The organism is Pedobacter ginsenosidimutans (assembly GCF_001442625.1).
GTDB lineage: Bacteria > Bacteroidota > Bacteroidia > Sphingobacteriales > Sphingobacteriaceae > Pedobacter > Pedobacter ginsenosidimutans.
Genome location: NZ_LMZQ01000009.1, coordinates 60,576 through 83,666, shown reverse-complemented (window position 1 = coordinate 83,666; position 23,091 = coordinate 60,576). Strand labels below are relative to the sequence as shown.

13 protein-coding genes are annotated in these 23,091 nt (G+C 37.5%); 4 read left to right on the top strand and 9 right to left on the bottom strand.

The window, feature by feature from the left end:
* Nucleotides 1–19: 19 nt before the first annotated feature.
* From ASU31_RS13785 to ASU31_RS13760, 6 genes are all read right to left on the bottom strand, one after another.
* Complete coding sequence (locus tag ASU31_RS13785) at nt 20–2,401, bottom strand: ABC transporter permease (RefSeq protein WP_057932882.1); 2,382 nt, start codon at nt 2,399–2,401, stop codon at nt 20–22.
* Between the two features lie 78 nt (nt 2,402–2,479).
* Nucleotides 2,480–4,852: an ABC transporter permease gene (locus ASU31_RS13780; protein ID WP_057932881.1), complete on the bottom strand. Its 2,373-nt coding sequence runs from the start codon at nt 4,850–4,852 to the stop codon at nt 2,480–2,482.
* Between the two features lie 77 nt (nt 4,853–4,929).
* Nucleotides 4,930–7,290, bottom strand: a complete 2,361-nt coding sequence (locus ASU31_RS13775; protein ID WP_057932880.1) for an ABC transporter permease — start codon at nt 7,288–7,290, stop codon at nt 4,930–4,932.
* 64 nt (nt 7,291–7,354) lie between these two features.
* A complete protein-coding gene (locus ASU31_RS13770) occupies nt 7,355–9,724 on the bottom strand; it encodes an ABC transporter permease (protein WP_057932879.1) in 2,370 nt (789 codons plus the stop codon).
* A gap of 230 nt (nt 9,725–9,954) precedes the next feature.
* Entirely contained in the window at nt 9,955–10,653 is a 699-nt protein-coding gene (locus ASU31_RS13765; RefSeq protein WP_057932878.1) for an ABC transporter ATP-binding protein, read from the bottom strand.
* 144 nt (nt 10,654–10,797) lie between these two features.
* Nucleotides 10,798–12,042 carry an efflux RND transporter periplasmic adaptor subunit gene (locus ASU31_RS13760; protein ID WP_057933020.1) on the bottom strand — a complete coding sequence of 415 codons (1,245 nt, stop codon included), beginning with the start codon at nt 12,040–12,042 and terminating at the stop codon, nt 10,798–10,800.
* Between the two features lie 290 nt (nt 12,043–12,332).
* Here ASU31_RS13760 and ASU31_RS13755 point away from each other — a divergent pair, with 290 nt between their 5' ends.
* From ASU31_RS13755 to ASU31_RS13740, 4 genes are all read left to right on the top strand, one after another.
* Nucleotides 12,333–12,710, top strand: coding sequence for an endonuclease domain-containing protein (locus tag ASU31_RS13755; protein WP_057932877.1), 378 nt, complete (start codon nt 12,333–12,335; stop codon nt 12,708–12,710).
* Between the two features lie 217 nt (nt 12,711–12,927).
* Complete coding sequence (locus ASU31_RS13750) at nt 12,928–14,298, top strand: sigma-54-dependent transcriptional regulator (protein WP_057932876.1); 1,371 nt, start codon at nt 12,928–12,930, stop codon at nt 14,296–14,298.
* Between the two features lie 127 nt (nt 14,299–14,425).
* Entirely contained in the window at nt 14,426–15,781 is a 1,356-nt protein-coding gene (locus tag ASU31_RS13745; RefSeq protein WP_057932875.1) for a sensor histidine kinase, read from the top strand.
* An 84-nt stretch (nt 15,782–15,865) separates the two neighbouring features.
* A complete protein-coding gene (locus tag ASU31_RS13740) occupies nt 15,866–18,055 on the top strand; it encodes a bifunctional alpha,alpha-trehalose-phosphate synthase (UDP-forming)/trehalose-phosphatase (protein ID WP_057932874.1) in 2,190 nt (729 codons plus the stop codon).
* A 219-nt stretch (nt 18,056–18,274) separates the two neighbouring features.
* On the opposite strand, the gene ASU31_RS13735 is transcribed toward ASU31_RS13740, so the two are convergent.
* The 3 genes from ASU31_RS13735 to ASU31_RS13725 form a co-directional block, all read right to left on the bottom strand.
* Entirely contained in the window at nt 18,275–20,059 is a 1,785-nt protein-coding gene (locus tag ASU31_RS13735; protein WP_057932873.1) for a glycoside hydrolase family 15 protein, read from the bottom strand.
* Between the two features lie 222 nt (nt 20,060–20,281).
* On the bottom strand, nt 20,282–21,550 hold the full coding sequence (locus ASU31_RS13730; RefSeq protein ID WP_057932872.1) for a glucose-1-phosphate adenylyltransferase: 1,269 nt from the start codon (nt 21,548–21,550) through the stop codon (nt 20,282–20,284).
* 8 nt (nt 21,551–21,558) lie between these two features.
* The gene (locus ASU31_RS13725; protein ID WP_057932871.1) at nt 21,559–22,971 is read right to left on the bottom strand and encodes a glycogen synthase; all 1,413 of its coding nucleotides are present in this window, start codon (nt 22,969–22,971) and stop codon (nt 21,559–21,561) included.
* Nucleotides 22,972–23,091 lie beyond the last annotated feature (120 nt).

The window sequence follows — 23,091 nt, the reverse complement described above, 5'->3', positions numbered from 1 at the left end:
ACCTTCTAGCTTCCCGCCCTTATTCATATTTAAGTGCATCAACAGCGTTTGCTTTGGCCACTTTAAAGGTTTGCAGGCTTACTGTTAAAATGGCAATAATTACCGAGGTTAAAAGGGCAAGCAAAAAAGGCCATGGATTAATGGTAATCTTATAATCATATTTCTCAAGCCATTTGGCAACAAGAATATAGGCTACCGGAATAGCGATCACATTGGATATGATTACCAGTTTCATAAAATCTTTGTTCAAAAGAACCAGGATATCTGAAAGATTGGCGCCTAGTACTTTACGGATACTGATTTCTTTACTGCGCTGTTCGGCGGTATATAATGCTAAACCCAATAAACCTAAGCAGGAAATAAAAATGGCAAATCCTCCAAAAATGTTCGAAAGGACGCCAAGTAACCTTTCACTCCGGAGTTTTTCGGCCATGCCCTGACTAACCAGTTTCACTTCAACCGGATAAGCAGGATTTAAACGTTGACTTATCGATTTTATCGCTTCGATTGAATTAGAAAGTGACTGCTTGGGATTAAGTTTAAGCAGCAAAACCCGACTCGTTTTAACATTGTAATAATAAACTGTTGGCTGTATTTTAGAAGCAAGCGATTCGTTAGAATAATCTTGCACTACGCCCACCACTTTAAGTGGCGGGTTATCGCCCCAATGGATAACAGTACCCACAGGATTTTTTAGTCCCATTATTTTAACAGCAGTTTGATTGAGTAGCAGAGATGTAGATGTATCAGCCGAAAATTTAGGATCAAAATCTCTCCCTGCAAGAATCTTTACACCAGTTGTTTTGGCAAAATCGAAACCTGTACTTCTATAATTAATAATCGAGACATCATTTTTGGGCTTGCCTGGCCATTGAATGTCGCTAGTAATTGAACCACCATCTGTAAATGAGCTAGCATACTCTGTTGTAGCAATTGTAGCACCTTCCCGCTCCAATTCATTTTTAAAAGTCTGCAATTTCTGCGGCTTTGTCCACTCTCCTTCTAAATCGATCTGTGCCAGCGCAGTTTGATCAAAGCCTAAGGGCTTATTTTTAAGGTGCTGAATTTGGCTGTAAATTACAATTGCCGAAATAATCATGCAGATAGAAAGGCTAAACTGCACTACTACCAGTGTTTTGCGGATAGATAATGAGCCCGTGGAACCTTTAAAGCCTTTTAATACCTTTACGGGTATAAATGATGAAAGGTAAAATGCAGGATAACTGCCGGCAAGCAAACCAGTTACCAGTACCATAGCAAGTAATATGCCCCAAAACTGATAAGCATTGTAATTAATTTTGATCGAGATATCGAGCAGGTTGTTAAAGTAAGGCAATGAGACTTCGAGCAGTGTAAAGGCAATTAACATGGCTAAAAAAGACAACAGCATTGACTCTACCATAAACTGTCCCATTATTGTATTTCGGGTAGAACCTAAAGCCTTTCTAACCCCTACCTCACGGGCACGTTTCTCCGACTTAGCGGTTGAAAGATTCATGTAATTGATGCAGGCGATAAATAATACACAGATGGCCAGGAAAACAAATAATCTTAACTGATCAATTTTACCCCCCACCGATTTCCCATTGTCAAAATCATCATATAAGTGAAATTTGCTTAAAGGAAAAAGAAAAGGTTCGTAGGTCATTTCTTTTAAATCGGGTTCTTTGTTTACGATGAAGTGTTTTAGTGCTGCGTTTATCGCATCTAAAGAAGCATTATCTTTAAGTTGAAATAAGGTTAAACAGGTAATTGATCCCCATCCATTTTCTTTTTCGGAAGGATTTTCTTGTTCGAAAAAAGCCCATGGCTGTAAAACATCAAACTGCATGCTTTGATTTTTTGGTAAATCTTGTATTACAGCACTAACTTTTAAGCTTACCCTGTTGTCGTATTTAATACTTTGTCCGATTGGGTTCTGATCGCCAAATAATTTCTTTGCTGTAGATTCGCTTATCAATACATTATTAGGCTCGGATAAAGCAGTACCCGGATCGCCGTAGATAAATTTCTGTTCAAGGATTTTTATAAAATCGGGATCTACATTAAATCCTATTAATTTAAAATTATTCCGGTTATGGCTATATAATTTCTGGCCATTGTTCATCGAAATACGGGCCGCACTTTTAATACCGGGTAATTCTGAAACCCCAGCTTTGGCCAGTTTATTCGGAACGGCCATTGTGGTAGCCAGTTTGCCATTAAATTTTAAATTTAATGCAGCAAAATATACCTTATCGGCATTTTTATATTGCTTATCGAAACTCCATTCGTAGTTAACGTACAAAAGTAACATTAAACAACAGGCCATTCCGATAGCTAAGCCGCCTACATTGATCAATGTAAATCCCTTGTTCTTCCAAAGGTTACGTAGTGCTATTTTAAAGTTTAATCTGAACATGAGATTTATGGTTTAGGGGTGTAGGGTTTTAGGTCTGGGCGCTTTAACCTTACGCCCTCAACCTTCTAACCTTTCACCTTATTCGTATTTAAGTGCATCAACAGGATTAGCATTAGCCGTTTTATAAGCCTGAAAACTTACGGTAATCAATGCCATTAGCAAAGTTCCAAAACCTGCAATGGGCATAATCCACCATGATATTTCGGTGTGGAATTCGAACTTCATCAGCCATTTATTCATTAAATAATAACTCAAAGGAATAGCGATTACGATAGCAACCACAATCATTTTCACAAAAGAGAACGACAGCAACTGCATTAAGTTAAATAATGAGGCACCTAACACTTTGCGCACGCCAAATTCTTTTGTTCTTTGCTCAGCACTATAGGCCACCAAACCGAACAGTCCCAGGCAGGAAACAAAAATGGCCAGTCCGCCGAAAAGGTTTGAAAGTATACCCAAGGTTTTTTCGGTATTGTATTTTTCAGCGTATACGTTATTTAGAAAATTGATTTCAAGCGGATAGGCAGGGTTTATAGATTTTGTGATCCTACCGATATTTTCGATATTACTTTGAAGGCTGTTATTTTCATTCAAACGCATGGTGATGTTTCCCGTTTGGTTCTTATCGAAGAATACCACCATTGGATTGTTCGATTTGTAAGGAGAATCCCAGACATAGTCGTCGAAAACACCTATGATATTAAATTTATCCCCAAAAATGGTAATTGTTTTACCTACCGGATTTTTATAGCCAAAAACCTTAACAGCCGAAGCGCTCACCATCACAGCGCTGGTATCTGATGCGAAATTTTCTGAAAAGTCTCTCCCACTGGTCAGTTTAATACCATTGGTTTTAATAAAATCGTAGGTCGTAATTACCTGGTTAAACAACTGGTTGTTTGTAGCTTTCAACATTCCATCCCATTCAATACCTGCAAAATTTCGACCATGATGTGATAAGCTAACTGAAGATTGGAACATTGAGGTAACCGCCCCAGATTTTATCAGCTCAGTACGCAGCAGTTCATATTTTGTTTTCAGTTCGCCATCCTGCGGCATTTCTACTAAAGCGTTCACATCAAAACCTACTGGCCTGTTTTTAATGTACTGAATTTGCTTATAGATAACCAAAGTAGAAATGATAAGAATAATAGCGAAACAGAATTGTCCTACTACAAGTACTTGCCTTAAGCTAACCGAAAAGAAACCGCTGGATTTAATTTTTCGTTTTAAGGTTTGTATCGGGTTAAAAGACGAAAGGTAAAACGCAGGATAACTGCCTGCGATTAATCCTGTAGCTAAAACAATCCCAAGAATACCCATCCAACTGGTGCTGTTGAAATAAGAGATATTCAATTTTATATTCAACAGGTTGTTAAAGGTTGGCAAAAAGATCTCGAGGATGGCAATCGAAAAAATCACCGCTATAAACGTAAGCATCATCGATTCGGTCAAAAACTGTACAATCAGTGAGCCTCTATTAGCACCAATAGTTTTCTTGATACCAACCTCTTTTGCACGTTTTTCTGATTTGGCTGTAGCCATGTTCATAAAATTAATGCAGGCAATTAAAAGAATTCCAAAAGCTAAGCCAACGAATAAATAAATCTGTTCTATTGCGCCACCGATACTTTTGCCATCTTCGAACTTGCCATATAAATGTAGCTTAGCCAATGGGAACAATACCTGCGATTGCTGATTATTTGTATTATTCTCTTTCTCTATCTGATTGATTTTCTGGTTAAGCAAATCTAAATTTGCTCCATTTTTTAACATCACCAGCGTTATAAAACTATAATTGCTCCAGTTTAAATCCTTGGCGCTCCGATCAATCGTTTCGTATAAAGACCAAGGCATTAAATAATCAAATTTATTGGAGCTATTATCAGGTTGATCTTTAATTACGCCAGTTATATTCAAATCTAAACGATCTTTAAACCGTACACTTTTATTCAGCACATCAGCTGTTCCGAACAATACTTTAGCAGTAGATTCCGTTAAAATAACAGAATTCGGATTACTTAAAGCTGTACTGGCGTTACCATAAATAAATTCATAATCGTACATTTTTAAGATATCAGGCTCTGCGAATTTAGATTGACGTTTAAATGCATTTTGTCCGTTAGCTATTAAATTTTTGCCTCCATAGTCCATCCTTGCCATGTACCTAAGTTCGGGCAAACTTTGTTTAATTGCCGGACCGAAAGCAGTGGTTGAGCCTTCAAATGTTCCGGAAATTTTACCGTTATCGCCCGGAATATTGGTCATAGTGGTGAAAACGTTAGCCGATTCTTTGGCCTGCTTATCAAAGTTCCATTCATAGGTAACATACAAGAGCAGCATTAAACAGGCAGCCAAGCCAATGGCTAGCCCAATTACGTTAATAAACGAGCTTACCTTATTTCGCCAAAGGTTACGCAGTGCAATTTTTAAGTTTAATCTAAACATAAGGTGTAAGGTTTAGGGCATAAGGTTTAGGGTCTTGACGTATAAACCTTACGCCTTCTACCTTAAACCTTACACCGTTATTCGTATTTTAAAGCATCTACCGGGTTTGCCTTTGCCACTTTAACCGATTGAATACTCACGGTGAGTATGGTAATGATTACCGAAAGACTAATTGCGGCTATAAATGGTAAGGCAGAAACAGAAATGCGGTATTCGTATCCCGAAAGCCATTTGTTAATAATAATGTATGCCAATGGAAATGCAATTACATTGGCTATTGCAACCAATTTGATGAAATCTTTGTTCAATAAAGTAAGGATGTTGGCTGTACTGGCGCCCAAAACCTTGCGGATACTGATTTCTTTTTTGCGCTGCTCGGCCATAAATAAAGCCAAACCCAACAACCCGAGACAAGAAATGAAGATGGCAAAGCCTCCAAACCAGTTTGATAGTGTACCTAAAAGCTTTTCATTTTGAAACTTTGATTGGAAATTTTCATTCACAAATTTAACTTCAGTTGGAAAAGCAGGATTTAGTTTTTTTGTAATTTCATTTATTTTATTAATAGACGAGGTAACATTGCTTTGATCATTTAATCTTATAATTATGGTGCTTGTTGCCTGCTTATTTTGTGCAATAATTAATGGTTTCGGACTTTGATAAGGCGACTCCATTACATAATCCTTCACTACCCCAACAATGGTTAAGGGTTGGTCCCAGCTAATCACTTTACCAACAGGGTTTTTCATACCCATCACCTTAACTAAAGCCTCATTAACTAAAACATTTGCAGTATCTACACGGTTTTTCGAAAAATCGCGCCCAGCAAGAATTTCCATTCCAGTGGTTTTAGTCAAATCAACCGTTGTAAATCTGTAGTTTACCAGTATTTTTTCATTCTCATCTTTACCTGGCCAGCTTACTGCATACGTATTATTACCGCCAGCAGTTAACGATTGACTGTATTCTGTAACTGCAGTTGCAGCACCAGATTTTAGAAGTTCATCTTTTAGAATATTACGCATACCTGGGTTGGCAAATTCGCCTTCAGCAGGGATCTGAACAAGATTACTAATGTTATAACCAATCGGTTTATTCCTGATAAAATTCAGTTGTTGATAGATAACCGCTGTACAAACAATCAAACATGCAGCAAATACAAACTGAAAAACAACTAAATACTTGCGAATAGATAACGATGAGCCACCAGAAAGCTTAAATCCTTTCAATACTTTAACCGGGTCGAATGATGAAAGGTAAAAAGCTGGATAACTACCTGCAATAATGCCAGTTAATAATGTTAGTCCTAAAAATACGAACCAGAATTTCCAATCTGCATAATTTATTTCCAATGAGATTCCTAACAGGTTATTGAAATATGGCAAGCTTACTTCTATTAACACAAAAGCAACCAGCATACTTAGCATAGTAAGTAAAATTGATTCGAACATAAACTGGCTAACCAGATTATTCCTTGAGGAACCAATTGCTTTACGGACGCCAACTTCACGGGCTCTTTTTTCTGATTTTGCTGTAGAAAGATTCATGAAATTAACGCAGGCAATCAATAGAATACAGAGAGCTAAAAGAAAAAATATCTTTAACTGGTCTATCCTACCGCCTACATTTTTGCCATTTTCGAATTTTTCATATAAATGCCATTTAGATAGTGGATGCAGAAAAGGTTCTCCATTCGAATTCTTATCATTGGCCTTAATCATGCCATGCATTTGACTATTAGCTTGTTCGAAAAAAGAATTATCTTGCAACTGAACAAATAATACGCAGTAATTAGAAGTCCAGCCACTGGTTTTTGTCCAAGGGTTTAATGTTTCGTATAATTTCCACGACATTAGGTAATCTATTTCCAGGCTACTGTTTTTCGGCCTGTCTTCAATCACACCCTCTACTTTTAAACTCAGATTATTTTCGAGTTTTACAACCTTATTTAAAGGGTCTTCGTTACCAAAAAGGTTTTTCGCCAGGGTTTCGCTTAAAATTACGCCATCAGGATTTTTCAGAAAAGTATTTGGATTACCCTTCAAAACCTTGTAATCAAACATTTTTAAAAAGTCTGGGTCAGCAAACACGGCACTTTTCTTAAAGTTATTCTGATGGTAAGAAAGCATTTTATATTCTGGATAAGATAATCGGCCAACCTTCGAAACACCCGAAACTTTAGAACGTACTTCGTTTTCCATTAAACCCGGCACCGCAAGAAAGCTGAAAGTTTCTTTTGCTGTTTTCTGATTATTATAAACCAGGTAGGTTTTACCATAATCGGTAAATTGTTTATCGTAACCGTACTCGTAAGCAACATAAAGCAATAAAACCATACAACTGGCCAAACCAATGGCCAATCCACCCAAATTAATCAGGGTAAATCCTTTATTTCTCCAAAGGTTTCGCAAAGCGATTTTTAAGTTTAATTTGAACATGGTAGTATCAAGTATTTAGTATCAGGACATGAGCTTTCAGCTTTGGTCTTTAAGCTTTTAGCTTTTATTCGTATTTCAAAGCATCAATTGGATTCGCTTTTGCCACTTTAACCGATTGAATACTCACAGTGAGTATAGCAATGATTACTGAAAGACTAATTGCGGCTATAAACGGCAATACAGATATAGAGACGCGATACTCGAAAGCTGAAAGCCATTTATTTACAATGATATATGCTAACGGGAATGCTATAAGATTGGCAATGGCTACCAATTTTATAAAATCTTTATTTAGCAACACGAGGATATTGCCAGTGCTGGCACCTAAAACCTTACGGATACTGATTTCCTTTTTGCGTTGCTCTGCCATAAAAAGCGCCAGACCTAATAATCCTAAACAGGAAATGAAAATTGCGAAACCACCAAACCAGTTTGAGAGTGAACCTAAAAGTTTTTCATTTTTAAATTTCACTTCAAAAGATTCGTTTACAAATTTGCGGTTAACAGGATAATTGGGTTCCATTTGCTTTACTAAGTCATCAATTTTACCTAGTGATGAACTGATGTTTTGATTTGGATTTAACCGTACAATCATAACCCTCGCATCGTCTCTTTGATTTACCCTGAAAATCATTGGGGCCACTCTTTGATAAGCACTTTCTACCACAAAATCTTTTACTATCCCAACTGTAGTTAGTTTTTTATCCCAGAAAGTAATAACCTTACCGATCGGGTTCTTTAATCCCATCATTTTCACGGCCGCTTCATTTAACAATACACTACTTGTGTCATTAGGAAATTTCGCAGAAAACTCCCTACCGCTAACCATCTTAGTTCCAATAGTTTCGACAAAATCATATCCTATTGTTCTATGGTTAAAAGAAATAGCCTCGTTCGGATTTTTACCTTCCCAACTTACACCCGTTGTATTATCTCCACCTTCAGTAAAATCTGTACTAAAAAAAGTAACATTGCTCGCGGCTCCTGATTCTAATAGCTGCGTTTTAAGCAATTCTAATTTAACAGCATCATTCATTTTACCGGCTACCGCTATTTGAATTAAATTGGATTTATCGTAACCAATAGGCTTGTTTTTAACGAAATTAAGTTGCTGATAGATTACTGCTGTACAAACAATTAAACTTGCCGCAAAAACGAATTGGCCAACCACTAATACTTTCCTCACCGAAACGGATGAATCTGCTTTAAGCGTAAAACCTTTTAAAACTTTGATAGGTTCAAAAGAAGACAGATAAAGCGCTGGATAACTACCCGCAATAAATCCGGTTAAAATCATCAGACCCAATAATGTTAACCAAAATTGGCCATTATAATAATCGATTGTTAATTTAATATCTAACAAACTATTAAAATATGGCAAACTAACCTCAATTAAGATAAAAGCTAAAACTGTGGCGATAAATGTAATGAGCAGCGATTCTAAAAAAAACTGATTAATTAACGAATTACGTGTTGATCCGATTGCTTTACGAACGCCAACTTCTTTTGCCCTACGCTCTGAGCGTGCAGTAGATAAATTCATAAAATTTACACAGGCAATTAGCAATATGCAAAAGGCCAGCAATAAAAATATTTTAAGTTGGTCTATTTTACCTCCTACCGATTTACCGTTTACAAATTCATCATATAAATGCCATTTGGTTAAAGGATGTAATAAAGCCACTGACAAATTATCTTTTTGATTTCGCTTGTAAATACCATGCATCAAATCATTTGCAGCAGTAAAAAAGTTATTATCCTGTAATTGAACAAGCGTTAAACACATATTATTTCCCCAATTGACTTCCTTCACCCAGGCTTCCCGTTTTTCGAACAATGCCCAGGGCATTATGCACTCAAAAGTTAAACTACTATTTGCAGGTGCATCTTCTATTACGGCTTCCACTTTTAATACTTCCTGATTTTCCAGCTTTACCATTTTATTAATAGGATCTTCATTTCCAAATAATTTTGTTGCAAAAGATTTGGTAAGGATGATGGTATTTACATCTTTTAAAGCTTTTGCTGAATTACCTTCAAGAAATTTATAATCCAATATTTTAATAAAATTTTGGTCGGCAAATATTGCAGTGCTATTTATTTTATTATCACCAACGGTAATTAATTGTTTCCTCGGATAAGTAGTGTGAGAAGCATATTTAACGCCAGGGATTTTTTCTTGCACTTCTTTAGCCATCACATTTGGTGTCCATGCCCAGCTAAAAGTTTTACCGCTTGCCTTCATATTTTGATAAACTACATAAGTTTTATCATGATTGGAGAATTGTTTATCGTAACTCCACTCGTATGCAACATATAATAACAAAATCATACAGCTGGCCAAACCAATGGCTAATCCACCGATATTAATCAGGGAGAAACCCTTGTTTTTCCAGAGGTTTCGCAAAGCGATTTTTAAGTTTAATTTGAACATATTTTTGAGGTTGAAGGTTTGAGGTGTAAGGCTTAAGGTCAGGGCGCATAAACCATGCGCTTTACCTCTTACCTTTCTTGTGCCAATCCCAAATCTCCCTATCCAGGAAGATTATTGGGCGGCTATTATTAACTAAACTAAAATCTTTTTAGAGGTTGAAGGTAGGAAGGTGGAGGGTTAAAGTTTGATATAACTCAACCTTCTACCTTAAAGCCTTCAGCCTTCTCTCCTTATATCAGCTCTTCGCTTCTGCTTTTATTGATCTTTTCAGAAATCACATGCCCATCTTTAAGGTTGATGATTCTGTTTGAAAAACTGGCATCGTGACTGGAGTGCGTAACCATTACAATGGTAGTTCCGGTTTCATTCAGTTCGCAAAGTAGCTCCATCACTTCGTTACCGTGTGAGCTATCCAGGTTTCCGGTAGGCTCATCGGCCAGAACCAACTTCGGTTTGGTAACCAAAGCCCTAGCTACTGCTACCCGTTGCTGCTGTCCACCTGATAACTGTTGTGGAAAGTGACCACTGCGGTTTACAATATTCATTCTTTCGATAATTTCGTTTACCAGTTTCTTGCGTTCTCCAGCAGGAATTTTGTTATAAATTAGTGGCAGTTCAATGTTTTCGAAAACAGTTAATTCATCAATCAGATTAAAATTCTGGAAAACGAATCCCATATTTCTTTTACGGAAATTAGACCGTTCTCTATCGTTAAGCGTTAAAAGCTCGGTATCGATAAATTTATAGCTTCCACTTTCAGGCTTATCCAATAAACCCATTACATTTAATAGGGTAGATTTCCCACAACCCGAAGGTCCCATGATGGAAACAAATTCTCCTGCTGCAACATGGAGATTAATGCCATTAAGTGCCGTAGTTTCCACCTCTTCGGTCTTGTAAACTTTTTCCAGATTTTCTATTTTAATCATAGTATCAAGTATTATTCTAGTATCAAGTATTTAGTATCAGGTATCAAGACCTGGTTATTATTTTCTAGTATTTAGTATCAAGTATCAAGACCTGAGTGTTATTTTATTTCTAATTATTTAGTCCTTTTTCAACAAACTCCAAATTTATTTATTGATCTCCACCTGATCGTACTGGTTAAACTGATCGTAAGATGAAGTAATTACTTCGTCGCCTTTCTGTAAACCATCCAGTATTTCATAGTACAGATAATTTTTTCGCCCGATTTTAACGTTTTTCTTGGTTGCTTTTCCATTGTTTACTACAAATACCCAAGAGCCGCCTGTACTCTGAAAAAACTGTCCCTGGGCAAGAAGCAGCGATTTGCTATTGTCAGACAAGGTTAATTTTGTTTGTAACGATAATCCGCGACGTAAACCTTCAGGTGTTGCACCCTTAAAAACCATTTCTACCTGAAACTGACCTGCTGTAACTTCAGGGATTACTTTACTCACGATTAAGTTATAAGTTTTACCATTAAACTCACAATTAGCGGTTTGTCCTTCTTTTACCCGATTGATATAATATTCATCTACACCCGCCTGAAGTTTATAACCCTGCAGCACGTCAATCTTTCCTATCATTTCGTTAGAATTATACGATTTACCGATTACCGGATCGTAAGAAGACAACTTACCAGATACAGGCGCCTTAATGGTCATATTTTCGATGTTTTTGCGGATCATTTCCAAACTTTCGTTCATTTGTCCCATCGATTGATCGATCTGGGCCAACTGCATCTTTCTGCTTTGGTTTTCTTGTTTAATCGCTTGACGCACAATTTTCAGTTTACCCTGGTAATATTCGTAATCCTGATTCGATTTATTAAATTCCTGTAGTGTGATTACTTTTTTAGCAAAAAGTGAGCTATCTAATCTATACTGACGGGTTGCTGTTCTTAAGCTATTTTCTACATCTAAAACATCCTGATTTAAAACCCTTTGATTTTGCTCCAAATCCAACCGCGATTTACGCAACTGGTTAATCTGCTCGGTAGCTGCTGTTTGACTTGAGGTATAACTCAACATGGCATTTGAGTTGGAGATTCTTAATAGTGGGGTTCCTTTAACTACCGAGGCACCATTTTCAGTAAAAATTTCGGCAACTGTTCCACCTTCTGATGAACTTACAATTACCGAAGTTAACGGAACTACACTGGCATTTAATAACACTACATCTTCAAAATCACCATATTCTACTTTACTGATGGTTAATTTATCGGCATCTGCACTGTAAACTTTTTTGAGGGATAAAGTATAGCCATAAATTACAACTGCCACAAAAGCAATTGCTCCACCTATAATCAACAGGGTTTTAGTGCTAAATCTTTTTTTCTCTATTTTCTTATCCATGTGTTCGGTTATACTGTTTGGATTCACTAATAACCAAGCTTGTGCCAAAAGCACAAAACATAATTAAAACACTGATAACCAATAAATTAATAGCTATCCTATTTTTTACATGTTCATTATCGGACAGTTGATGTGCGGGAGCGGACAGTTTTGGTATTTTAGCAGGGTGAAAAGGCCTCTCCCCTTTATCCCCTCTCCTTGAGGAGAGGGGGCATGGAAAAGAAAAAAGCAAGGCACAGACATTTGGCTAGGTATTAAAGTGATATTGTTATACGCATAAATATAATGTTATGGAAAACTATGGGGATGACCTTTTTAAAGGTGCTAGTGGCAAACTCTTCGAGTTTTCTAAAGCATTAAGAAAAGCTAGTACCGAAGCTGAAGATATTTTATGGCAATCTTTAAGACGAAAACAGCTTAATGGTTTTAAATTTAGAAGACAACATCCTCTAGATAAATATATTGCCGATTTCTACTGTTATGAGGCTAAATTAGTGGTTGAGGTTGACGGAGAAATTCATGACAAATTAGACATTAAGGAATATGATAAAAGCCGAAGTTATGAACTTGAAGAACTTGGAATAACTGTAATAAGATTTACAAATGAAGAAGTAAGTCGTAATTTGGATATGGTTTTGAATGTAATTAGGGGGTATTTACGAAAATAAAACCTTTCCTCTCCATCCCCTCTCTGCAAGTAAGGGGACAGCAGACAACAACCACCACTACTTTTAATAAGGAAAGGTTAAAAATAAATAAAAGGAGTTATGCTGGGACAATTGGGTTCAACCCACTTAACATTGAATCCCTCTCTTAAAGGAGAGGGACAGCACTAAAAAACAATCACCACTACCTTTAATAGGGAGAGGTTAAAATAAAGAGGTTATGCTTGACGCCACAGTTTTAATTATAGATGATGATGACGATATCCTGCTTAGTGCCCGTTTGTTTTTAAAACAGCAGGTAAAGCAGGTAATTACATGTAAATCGCCTAAAGAGATCAATGTTTTATTGAGCAAAAATGAAATTGATATCATCTTGCTGGATATGAACTACCAAAAAGGCGCCAGTGATGGCCGCGAAGGTATTTATTGGCTAGAACATATTTTATCGATTGATAAAGATTATGTAGTCATATTAATGACTGCTTTTGGCAATGTTGAACTGGCAGTAAAGGCGATTAAAAAAGGAGCTACCGATTTTATTCTGAAACCCTGGGAAAATGAAAAGCTATTTGCCACCATTTCTTCGGCATCTAAGCTCCGTGAATCGACCAAAAAGGTAAAGAAACTAGAAAAAATACATTCATCGCTCCAAAAAGACCTTACCCGTGGTTTCGAGAATATTGTTGGGCAGGCAGATGAAATAAAGCAATTACAGAATACGCTCTTAAAAGTAGCACCTACTGATGCCAATGTGCTTATCCTGGGCGAAAACGGAACGGGAAAACAGGTTTTTGCTTATGAAATCCACGGTAATTCGCAAAGGAAAAACCAGGTGTTTATGCATGTTGATTTAGGCTCATTAAACGAAAATTTATTTGAAAGCGAATTATTCGGTTATGCTAAAGGTGCTTTTACCGATGCAAAGGAAGATAAGCCCGGTCGTTTTGAACTAGCCGATGGAGGAACGATCTTTTTAGACGAGATTGGAAATTTAACATTACCACTTCAGGCTAAACTCTTAAGCGTTTTGCAAAACCGTACAGTTACCCGTTTAGGTGAAAGTAAAGAACGTAAGGTGAATGTTCGCTTAATAACGGCCACCAATATGCCCTTGAATGAAATGGTATCTAAAAACACATTTAGGCAGGATTTACTTTTCCGCATTAATACTGTTGAGCTTTTATTACCTGCCTTACGTAAACGTGGAACAGATATTCTACTTTTAGCCAATCACTTTATGCAGGTTTTTAGCTCGAAATATCATAAAGACATACGAAAACTGAGTAATAAGGCCCAAGAAGCACTTTTACAGTATAAATGGCCGGGTAATGTACGCGAGTTACAACACGTTTTGGAAAGAGCCGTTATTATGAGTGATGGTGCTGATATTGCAGAAGAAGATTTGCAGTTAAGTCCGCAGCGCTACGCACAGAACAACGCTATACCTGATGAAATGGCTCTTGAGGATATGGAAAAAATGATGGTGCAGAAAGCAATTGACAAGCACAAAGGAAATATATCAAAAGCCGCAGCAGAACTCGGTTTAACCAGAGCTGCACTGTATAGAAGAATTGAGAAATTCGGGATTTGAGGCTTAAGGTATAGGGTTTAAGGCATAAGGTCAAAGGACCTAAAAACTAATAGATCTGAAGTTTAACTTCGTATGTTCATGCGCTAAACCTTACACCCTAAACCTTCCTCCTTATACCTTTAAAAATATGTTTTATCAACGTTTTACTTTCCGTTTAATATTTCGCCTGCTGATTATCAATCTGCTGGGCTATCTCCTATTTTACCTGATTAAAAATACCCAGCTTTGGTTTACCATCATTGGCGTAGCTTTAATTTTACTGGGTACGATTATTTCCCTTTATTACTATATCAATCAGATCCGGTCAGATATCAACCGCTTCATTTTAGCCGTTAAAACGAGAGATCATACCCTAAATTTTAAAAATAAAGTAACTAAAGGCAGTTTCCCTGAGCTATACGAATCCTTTAGCGATATTTTACAGGTTCATAAACAGATCAGATTGGAACAAGAAGCCATGTTTCAGCTGATTAAAACCATTTTGGAACAGGTTCCCGTTGGCGTAATCGTGGTAAATAATACCAATCAGAAAGAGAGTGAAGAGGTTGCATTTTTTAATCAGGCTGCTTCAAATCTTTTAGGCATCCCAGCGTATAAATATTGGCATAGGGTAAAGCAACACCTCCCTACCTTTGCAACAGAAATAGAGCAGATTTTAGCTGGGGGAAAAAGGTTCCTGGAGTTGAAGATCCAGGATAAACTGATTCAACTATCAACCGAAGTTATTCCATTAAATCTTTACGGAAACAATTATACTATTATCAGTTTCCAAAACATTAAAGATGAGATTGAGCAAAAAGAAACAGAAGCATGGAATAGGCTAATTGGTGTAATCTCACACGAGATCTTAAACTCAATTACCCCAATAAGTTCATTATCGGATACGATCAACCGGATGGTAACCGATAAAAATAACCTCACGGAAGATGAAATGGATGATCTGAAAACGGCACTACAAACTATACAAAGAAGATCTTCTGGTCTATTAGATTTTGTAAAGGATTATCGTCTAATTGCCGAGCTGCCTACACCAAACCTCGAATCGCATACCATTGGTGAAATACTGAAACACATTAAGGTATTGATGCAACCATTTGCCAAAGTTAAAAATGTGGTATTGGATGTAGAACAAACCTCGTCAAAAATCACCATTCAGCTCGACCTAAAATTAGTTGAACAAGTGCTGATCAACCTCATTACCAATAGTATTTACGCTGTAGAGAACAGAGAACACCCACACATCAACGTAAATTACCGGTTAGAAAACACCAAATTATATATTGATGTTACCGATAATGGAAAAGGCATCGATGCCAATGATCTCGAAAAGATTTTTGTTCCATTTTACACCACCAGGAAAAATGGATCAGGAATAGGATTGACCATTAGCCGCAACATTATGAAAATGCATAGAGGTAGCATAGAAGTTGTTTCAATGCCAGATAATGGCACTACTTTTTCTTTGGTATTTAATTACGTTTAATCATTTGAATGTTTTTTTGGCCTAAAAAACCAAACAAAACCCGTTTAATATGCTTTTAATGATGTGGATACATCAAATACAAGCATGAAGACAGTTATAATATCGAACAGACTACCCGTTAAAATCATCGAAGAAAACAACGAATACACCCTTATTCCAAGTGAGGGCGGCCTCGCCACAGGATTAGGAGACGTTTATAAATCAGGCAATTCCATTTGGATCGGCTGGCCTGGCATAGAAGTACCGGAAGAACGTCAGGAAGAAGTTACTCAAAAACTTGCCGCATTAAACCTTTACCCAGTTTACCTTACGCAAAACGAAATCAACTTATATTACGAAGGCTTTTCAAACGAAGTATTATGGCCAGTATTTCATTACCTTGTTACTTATGCACATTACGAACAAAGTTATTGGGACTGCTACCGATCAGTTAATGAGAAATTTGCAAAAAGTGCCATCCAGGTACTCAGCAGAAGAGATAAAATCTGGATTCAAGACTACCAATTACTCCTTCTTCCAGGTATTTTAAGGGAAAAACTCCCAAATGCTACGATTGGTTTTTTCCAGCATATTCCTTTTCCATCATACGAAATATTCCGTTTAATCCCTTGGCGCGAAGAACTATTGAACGGCTTAATTGGTGCCGATTTAATCGGTTTTCATACCTATGACGATGTTCGCCATTTTATTAGTACGGCAACACGTTTGCTCCCTGTAAATTCATCATCAAACATACTCAGCAGTAACGAAAGGCAAATTGTTGTGGAAGCTTTTCCAATGGGGATTGATTTCGATAAATTTTCTGGTTTAACCGCAACAGAAGAGGTAAAAAAAGAAATAAATTACTTTAGAGCAGGCAAAGAGGGTATGAAAGTAATCCTTTCTATCGATCGGTTAGATTATAGTAAAGGCATTTTAGAGCGGTTAAAGGCTTTAGAACTATTGCTTCAGCTCCACCCAGAGTATATTGGCAAAATTGAGCTTTTTATGATCGTAGTTCCTTCCCGCGATACGGTACCGCAATACAGTGAATTAAGAGACCAGATTGATCAATTTGTGGGTAATTTAAATGCGAGGTACCGCTCCGTAAACTGGATCCCGGTAAATTATTTTTATCGTTCATTTCCTATTGAAGTTTTATCAGCGCTTTACGCTACAGCAGATATCTGTTTGGTTACGCCTATGCGCGATGGAATGAATTTGGTAAGCAAAGAATATGTAGCCAGCAGGAATAATAATGATGGTGTGCTTATTTTAAGCGAAATGGCGGGCGCATCTAAAGAATTAACAGACGCAGTAATTGTTAATCCGAATAACCTGGGCGACATTATGGAAGCCATTGTAACAGCGCTTAAAATGTCGCCGTCAGAACAACAAATGCGTATGAAAGCCATGCGTACAATTGTACAAAAATTCAATGTTAAACATTGGGTTAACAATTTTATTTTAAGATTAAACGAAGTGAAAGATTCTCAAAAATCGTTATTAACAAAACATGCAGTAAATGCTATTAATGAAGTGATTGTAACTAAATATGCGCAAACGCAAAATCGTGTGCTATTTTTAGATTATGATGGTACCCTTGTAGATTTTACCGGAAATATCGACGATGCTTCGCCAGATGCCGAATTGTACGATTTGATTGAGAACCTAACGCTTGATAAGGCAAATAAAGTTGTAATTATTAGTGGCAGACGAAATGAAACCCTCGAAAAGTGGTTTGGACACCTAAAGGTAGATCTCATTGCGGAACATGGTGCATGGCAAAAATCGTACGGAGATAAATGGAACAGCCTGCCACTTTTAACCGACCAGTGGAAACAAGAAATAAAAACGTTATTGGAAACTTATACAGACCGTACCCCGGGATCGTTTATTGAAGAAAAAAGTTACTCATTGGTTTGGCACTATCGGAAAGCAGAAGAAGGACTTGGCGATTTAAGGGCCAATGAAATTATCAGCCATATGAAAATTTTAGCAGCAGATAAAGGCCTTCAACTCATGCCGGGCAACAAGGTAATTGAGTTTAAAAATATGGAGGTTAACAAAGGCAAGGCTGCCCTAAACTGGTTATACGATAAAAACCCTGATTTTATTTTGGCTCTTGGCGATGACCATACCGATGAAGATATTTTCAGGGCATTACCAGATGATGCTTTTACCATTAAAGTTGGCAATAACATTTCGGAAGCAAAATATTACCTAAATGATTTTAATGAAGTGCGAAAACTGCTTTGGAGCTTAGTAAAAGAAGAGTTTGTAGGTCGGAGTTAATAGCCTTAGCGTCATTTATACATAGATCGTCATTTCAAGCGGACCCGATAGCTATCGGGTGCAGCGTAGTCGAGAACCACGAAGTGCTCAGCGAAGCTAAATCTAACTATATAGATCTCTCCGTTTCACTGTGTTCCAGTCGAGATGACGATATTTTTAAGTTAGTCGGGATTTGCAACCCCGACTCTTGAATTGTGGATTTGCAACCCACTTGCTACCTTACAAAAATATTGGCCTATCCAGTTTAATTGCAATGCGATAAGCCGCATTCATTAAACCAACATGACTATAGGCCTGGGGGAAATTGCCCCATTGGCTACCCGTTTTAGCATCAACATCCTCACTGAACAAAAGAAGGTGATTACAATATTTAATGATATTTTCGAATTCTTTAATCGCTTCATCCGTACGGCCAACGCAGGCCAAAGCTTCCACATACCAAAAGGCACAGATTAAAAATGTTGTTTTTGGCTTGCCAAAATCATCAGCATGTAAGTAACGGTAAAATAGCCCATCTTCCGTTTTCAATTCCTTTTCTAAAGCTATTAAATGATCTTTCGCCCGATCTGAAGCCGGATCCAAATAATTCATCATGATCAACTGTAAAGTACTGGCATCTAAATGCGTGCTTCCTACGGCATTGGTGTACACTTTTCTTTCCGGATCGTAGCAGGCTTCTATGTGTGCTGCAGCTTTATCGATTAAAATCTCCGCACGCTTCTCGAAATCCTCGTTGCCAATAGTTTTAGCCATTTTTAAAGCAGCCTGTGCTCCTGCCCATTGAAATAGGTTACTATAACAATGTACATTGGCGATATTCCTGAATTCCCAAATTCCGGCATCCTTTTCATCAATTGTCCGTTCAATTTTAGAAAGCACACTTTCAATCCACTTTACCGAATCGCTGCGTTCGGAAAAAACAAAACGGTGGTCGGTATAAAGTGGCAACATAGAAATTAAAACCTGACCATAAATATCATTCTGAATGTGTTCGTAGGCCTGGTTTCCTATTCTAATGGGTTGCTCGCCTTTATAACCTTCCAAATGACTTAACGTATGCTCGGTAATTTCTCTTTCTCCTGCAATACCATACAAAGGTTGATAGCGTGTATCTTCAGCATGCGAAATATCAGAGAGGTAATTAAAATACTTCTCCATTTCTTCAAAATGGCCAATATGATTAAGTGAAGTTAATACATAATGCGAATCTCTTAACCAGCAATATCTATAATCCCAGTTTCGGGTACTGCCGGGCGATTCTGGTAAACTAGTGGTACTGGCTGCTATAATTGCACCGGTATCTTCATATTGATGAATTTTCAGCACCAAGGCCGATCGGATTACAAAAGGCTGGTAAAACCCCGCTATAGATGAGTGTTTGATCCATAATCGCCAATAAGCAATGGTTTCGCGGAGAAAATTTTCGGCTGTACTTACTACGGGAGCCTCTAAATTTTGGCCATAAGTCATAATGAGGTATTTAGCCTCATTCAGTACAAATGCCTTTTCGTCAAAAATATAAGTGAGCGATACATTGGTACTCAAACGGATATTTTCATCACAACCCAAATAATCAATATGATTACTGCCCCTACTCGACTTCATTTTACCTTTCCCATAATCGCACACCGGCTCGCACTTAATGGTAATGCGCGGGTTCCCTTCCAAAGGTTCGATCTTTCTGATGAACATTAGCGGTTTAAAATAGCGATCGTATAGGTGAAAACGTGGTGCAAAATCTGTAATCCGGTATTTCCCGTCTTCGGCAGTAATTTCTGTCCTTAAAACATTGGTATTTTCAATATAATATTGAGTGGACGTAAATTCGCCTTGTGGTAAAATCGAAAACTCTCCTCCTTTTTTCTCGTCCAATAAACTGCCAAATACAAAAGGGCTATCGAAACGTGGCCAGCAAAGCCATGATATATCAGTATTTTTGTTTACGTGTGCAATGAAAGCGCAATTTCCTATAATTCCTGTTTGATAAAGATGCTGTTCGGCCATAGACTATAATTTTGTTTATTTACTAACAAGCCGATCGGAAAAATGTTAGGAAGAAATGTCAAAAAGCCCCTATAAGTCTTAAAAAACCAATTAAGCTTACAATAAACGATAGGTATCTTTAGGACTTAAGACCTTATAGGTTTTAAAAACCTATAAGGTCTATTCATAAAAAAGCCAGCCCCGAAAAATCGAGACTGGCCTAGTTAATGAATAATGATTATTTTAAATTACTGTTCCACTAGGTACAACAGCACCTTTTTTAATTACCACAATACCATCTTTAACGGCATAAAGCTCAAAGTCTCCATCTTCCAAATGATCACCGCCATTAATTTTTACATCATTGCCAATGCGGCAGTTTTTATCGATGATGGCATTATTAATAAAACAACGGTCGCCAATACCTATTAGCGAATTTCCTTTGCCCGTTTCATCCTGTATCTCTTCTAAGGTTTGGTACCTATCGCTGCCCATAATATAAGCATTGGTAATAACCGTATCCTTTCCAATCCTTGATCTGATCCCTAAAACAGCATGTTCTACTTTGCTCGCCTGAATAATACAGCCTTCAGCAATAATCGTTTTATCCAAAGTGGTACCCGAAATTTTTGAAGGGGGCAACATCCGCGCCCTGGTGAAAATAGCGTGGTTACTATCGAACATATTAAATTTAGGAATTTCATCCGTTAAGCCCAGATTAGCTTCAAAAAAAGATGAAATATTTCCAATATCAGTCCAATAGCCTTCGTACTGAAAGCTTAAAACCCTGCTCTGAGAAATTGCTCTAGGCAAAATCTCTTTGCCAAAATCCTTTTCTTCTTCGTTCTCATTTAAAATATTGATCAGGTACTCGCGGTTGAAAACATAAATACCCATCGAAGCCAGGAAATTACGCCCTTCGCCCTGCATTTCTTCACCTGTATCCGAAACCCAATCTTCTAAACCTGTTTTGGGCTTTTCGATAAAAGAGGTGATCATGTTTTCTTCATCGGCCTTTAAAATACCAAAATCTGTTGCATCCTTTGCTGTTACCGGAATAGTAGCAATGGTAATTTCTGCATTGGCTTCGATATGTTTTTCAATCATATCCTTAAAGTCCATCTGGTACAATTGATCTCCAGATAAGATTAAAATATAATCGAACTCGTGCGAAACAATGTGATGCATACACTGACGAACGGCATCAGCCGTACCTTGAAACCAACCTGAGTTTTGTACAGTTTGTTCAGCCGCCAAAATATCAACAAAGGCCGTACTAAAATGGCTAAAGTGATACGTGTTTTTAATGTGTTTGTTTAGGGATGCTGAATTAAACTGGGTTAACACAAACATTCGATGAATTCCAGAATTCAGGCAATTTGAAATCGGAATATCTACCAATCGGTATTTACCAGCAATTGGAACTGCCGGTTTAGAACGTGTTTGTGTTAGTGGCGATAATCTAGAGCCCTGGCCACCGCCAAGGATAACGCCTAAAACTTTGTCAGTCATGTTTAAGCTTATTTTAATATTTGGTATAATTCTATATAATTTAATGCTGCGTTATCCCACGAATGGTCTATCTTCATCATTGTTTTTCTCACTGCTTTAAAAGCTTTCTTATCGTTATATAACTCAACAGCACGGTTAATGGCGTGAGTAACATCCCAAATACTCGTTTGATCGTGGCAAATCCCAAAACCTCCGTCGCCTATGTCAATTACTGTATCCTTCAATCCACCAATCCGGCGCACAATGGGAACAGTTCCATACCTTAACGCATAAAGCTGATTTAAACCACAAGGCTCCACTCTCGATGGCATGATCAGAAAATCTGCACCAGCATACATTTCGTGCGAAACTTGCTCATTATAACCAATGTAAGCATTGTATTTACCAGTAAAAATGTCTTTCAGTTGATTTAACCGGCCTTCCACCCAGTTATCGCCTGATCCTAAAACGAGGATATTGATATTATCGCCATGCTGTTGTAATGCCGTATAAAAAATATCGGGCAATAAATCGGCACCTTTTTCATCAACCAATCTACCGATAAAAGTAAACAGGGGTTTTGACGGATCTAATTGAAAAACATCACAGAGGGCTGTTTTGTTTGCCAGTTTACCAGTTTCAACTGTTTTTAAATTATAACCTTTGCTCAGCATCGGGTCCGTTTCCGGATCCCAAACCTCACTATCGATTCCATTTAATATCCCTATTGATTTCCAGCGCTCTTGTCTTAACAAACTTTCTAATCCACGGGCATTGTTCATCATCTCCTCCAGGTAGCTCGGCGAAACCGTAGTTACTTTCCAGGCGCATTTAATGGCTGATGCTAAAGGGTTAATGGCATCTTCCCAGCCCAGTAAACCACCTTTCCACAAATCGAATGCTGGAATATAATATAATTTATCCCACCCAAACTGACCTTGATATTGGGCATTATGAATGGTTAAAACCGTTGGGACACCGCTAATTGCTTTATATTTTATGCAATTTGAAACCATAAACGGAATTAGACCTGTATGGTGATCGTGGCAATGAAGTATATCCGGACGATGCTCCCATTGTACAATCCAATCAAGTGTAGCAATCTGGAAAGCCACAAATCTTTCTGTATCGTCGCTATAGCCATATACATTTGGGCGGTCGGTTAAGCCCTGAATATGGATCACGTATAAATCAAAGCCTAATTTATTGGTTTTTTCTTTTAAAATGCGGTACTGAAAATGGTGATTACCGTAGTTTGCCCATGCATCGTAAGTTACTTCAAATTCGCTTTCGCGGATAAATTTAGTATCGTACGCAGGAACAACCACTTTGGCAATGTGGCCTAATTTATTTTGATATTTTGGTAAGGCCCCTACTACATCGGCTAAACCACCAACCTTTGCAACTGGGTAACACTCGGCGCTTATATGTATAATTTCCATCAAATATTTGGTGTAGATAACCTAAGTAAGTTACTAATTGTTTTGAGTTTTGCAAATAATGAAAATTATATTTTTAGTTAATTATTCTAGGTTTTTTTTAGCATGATTGGCTTAAATCTG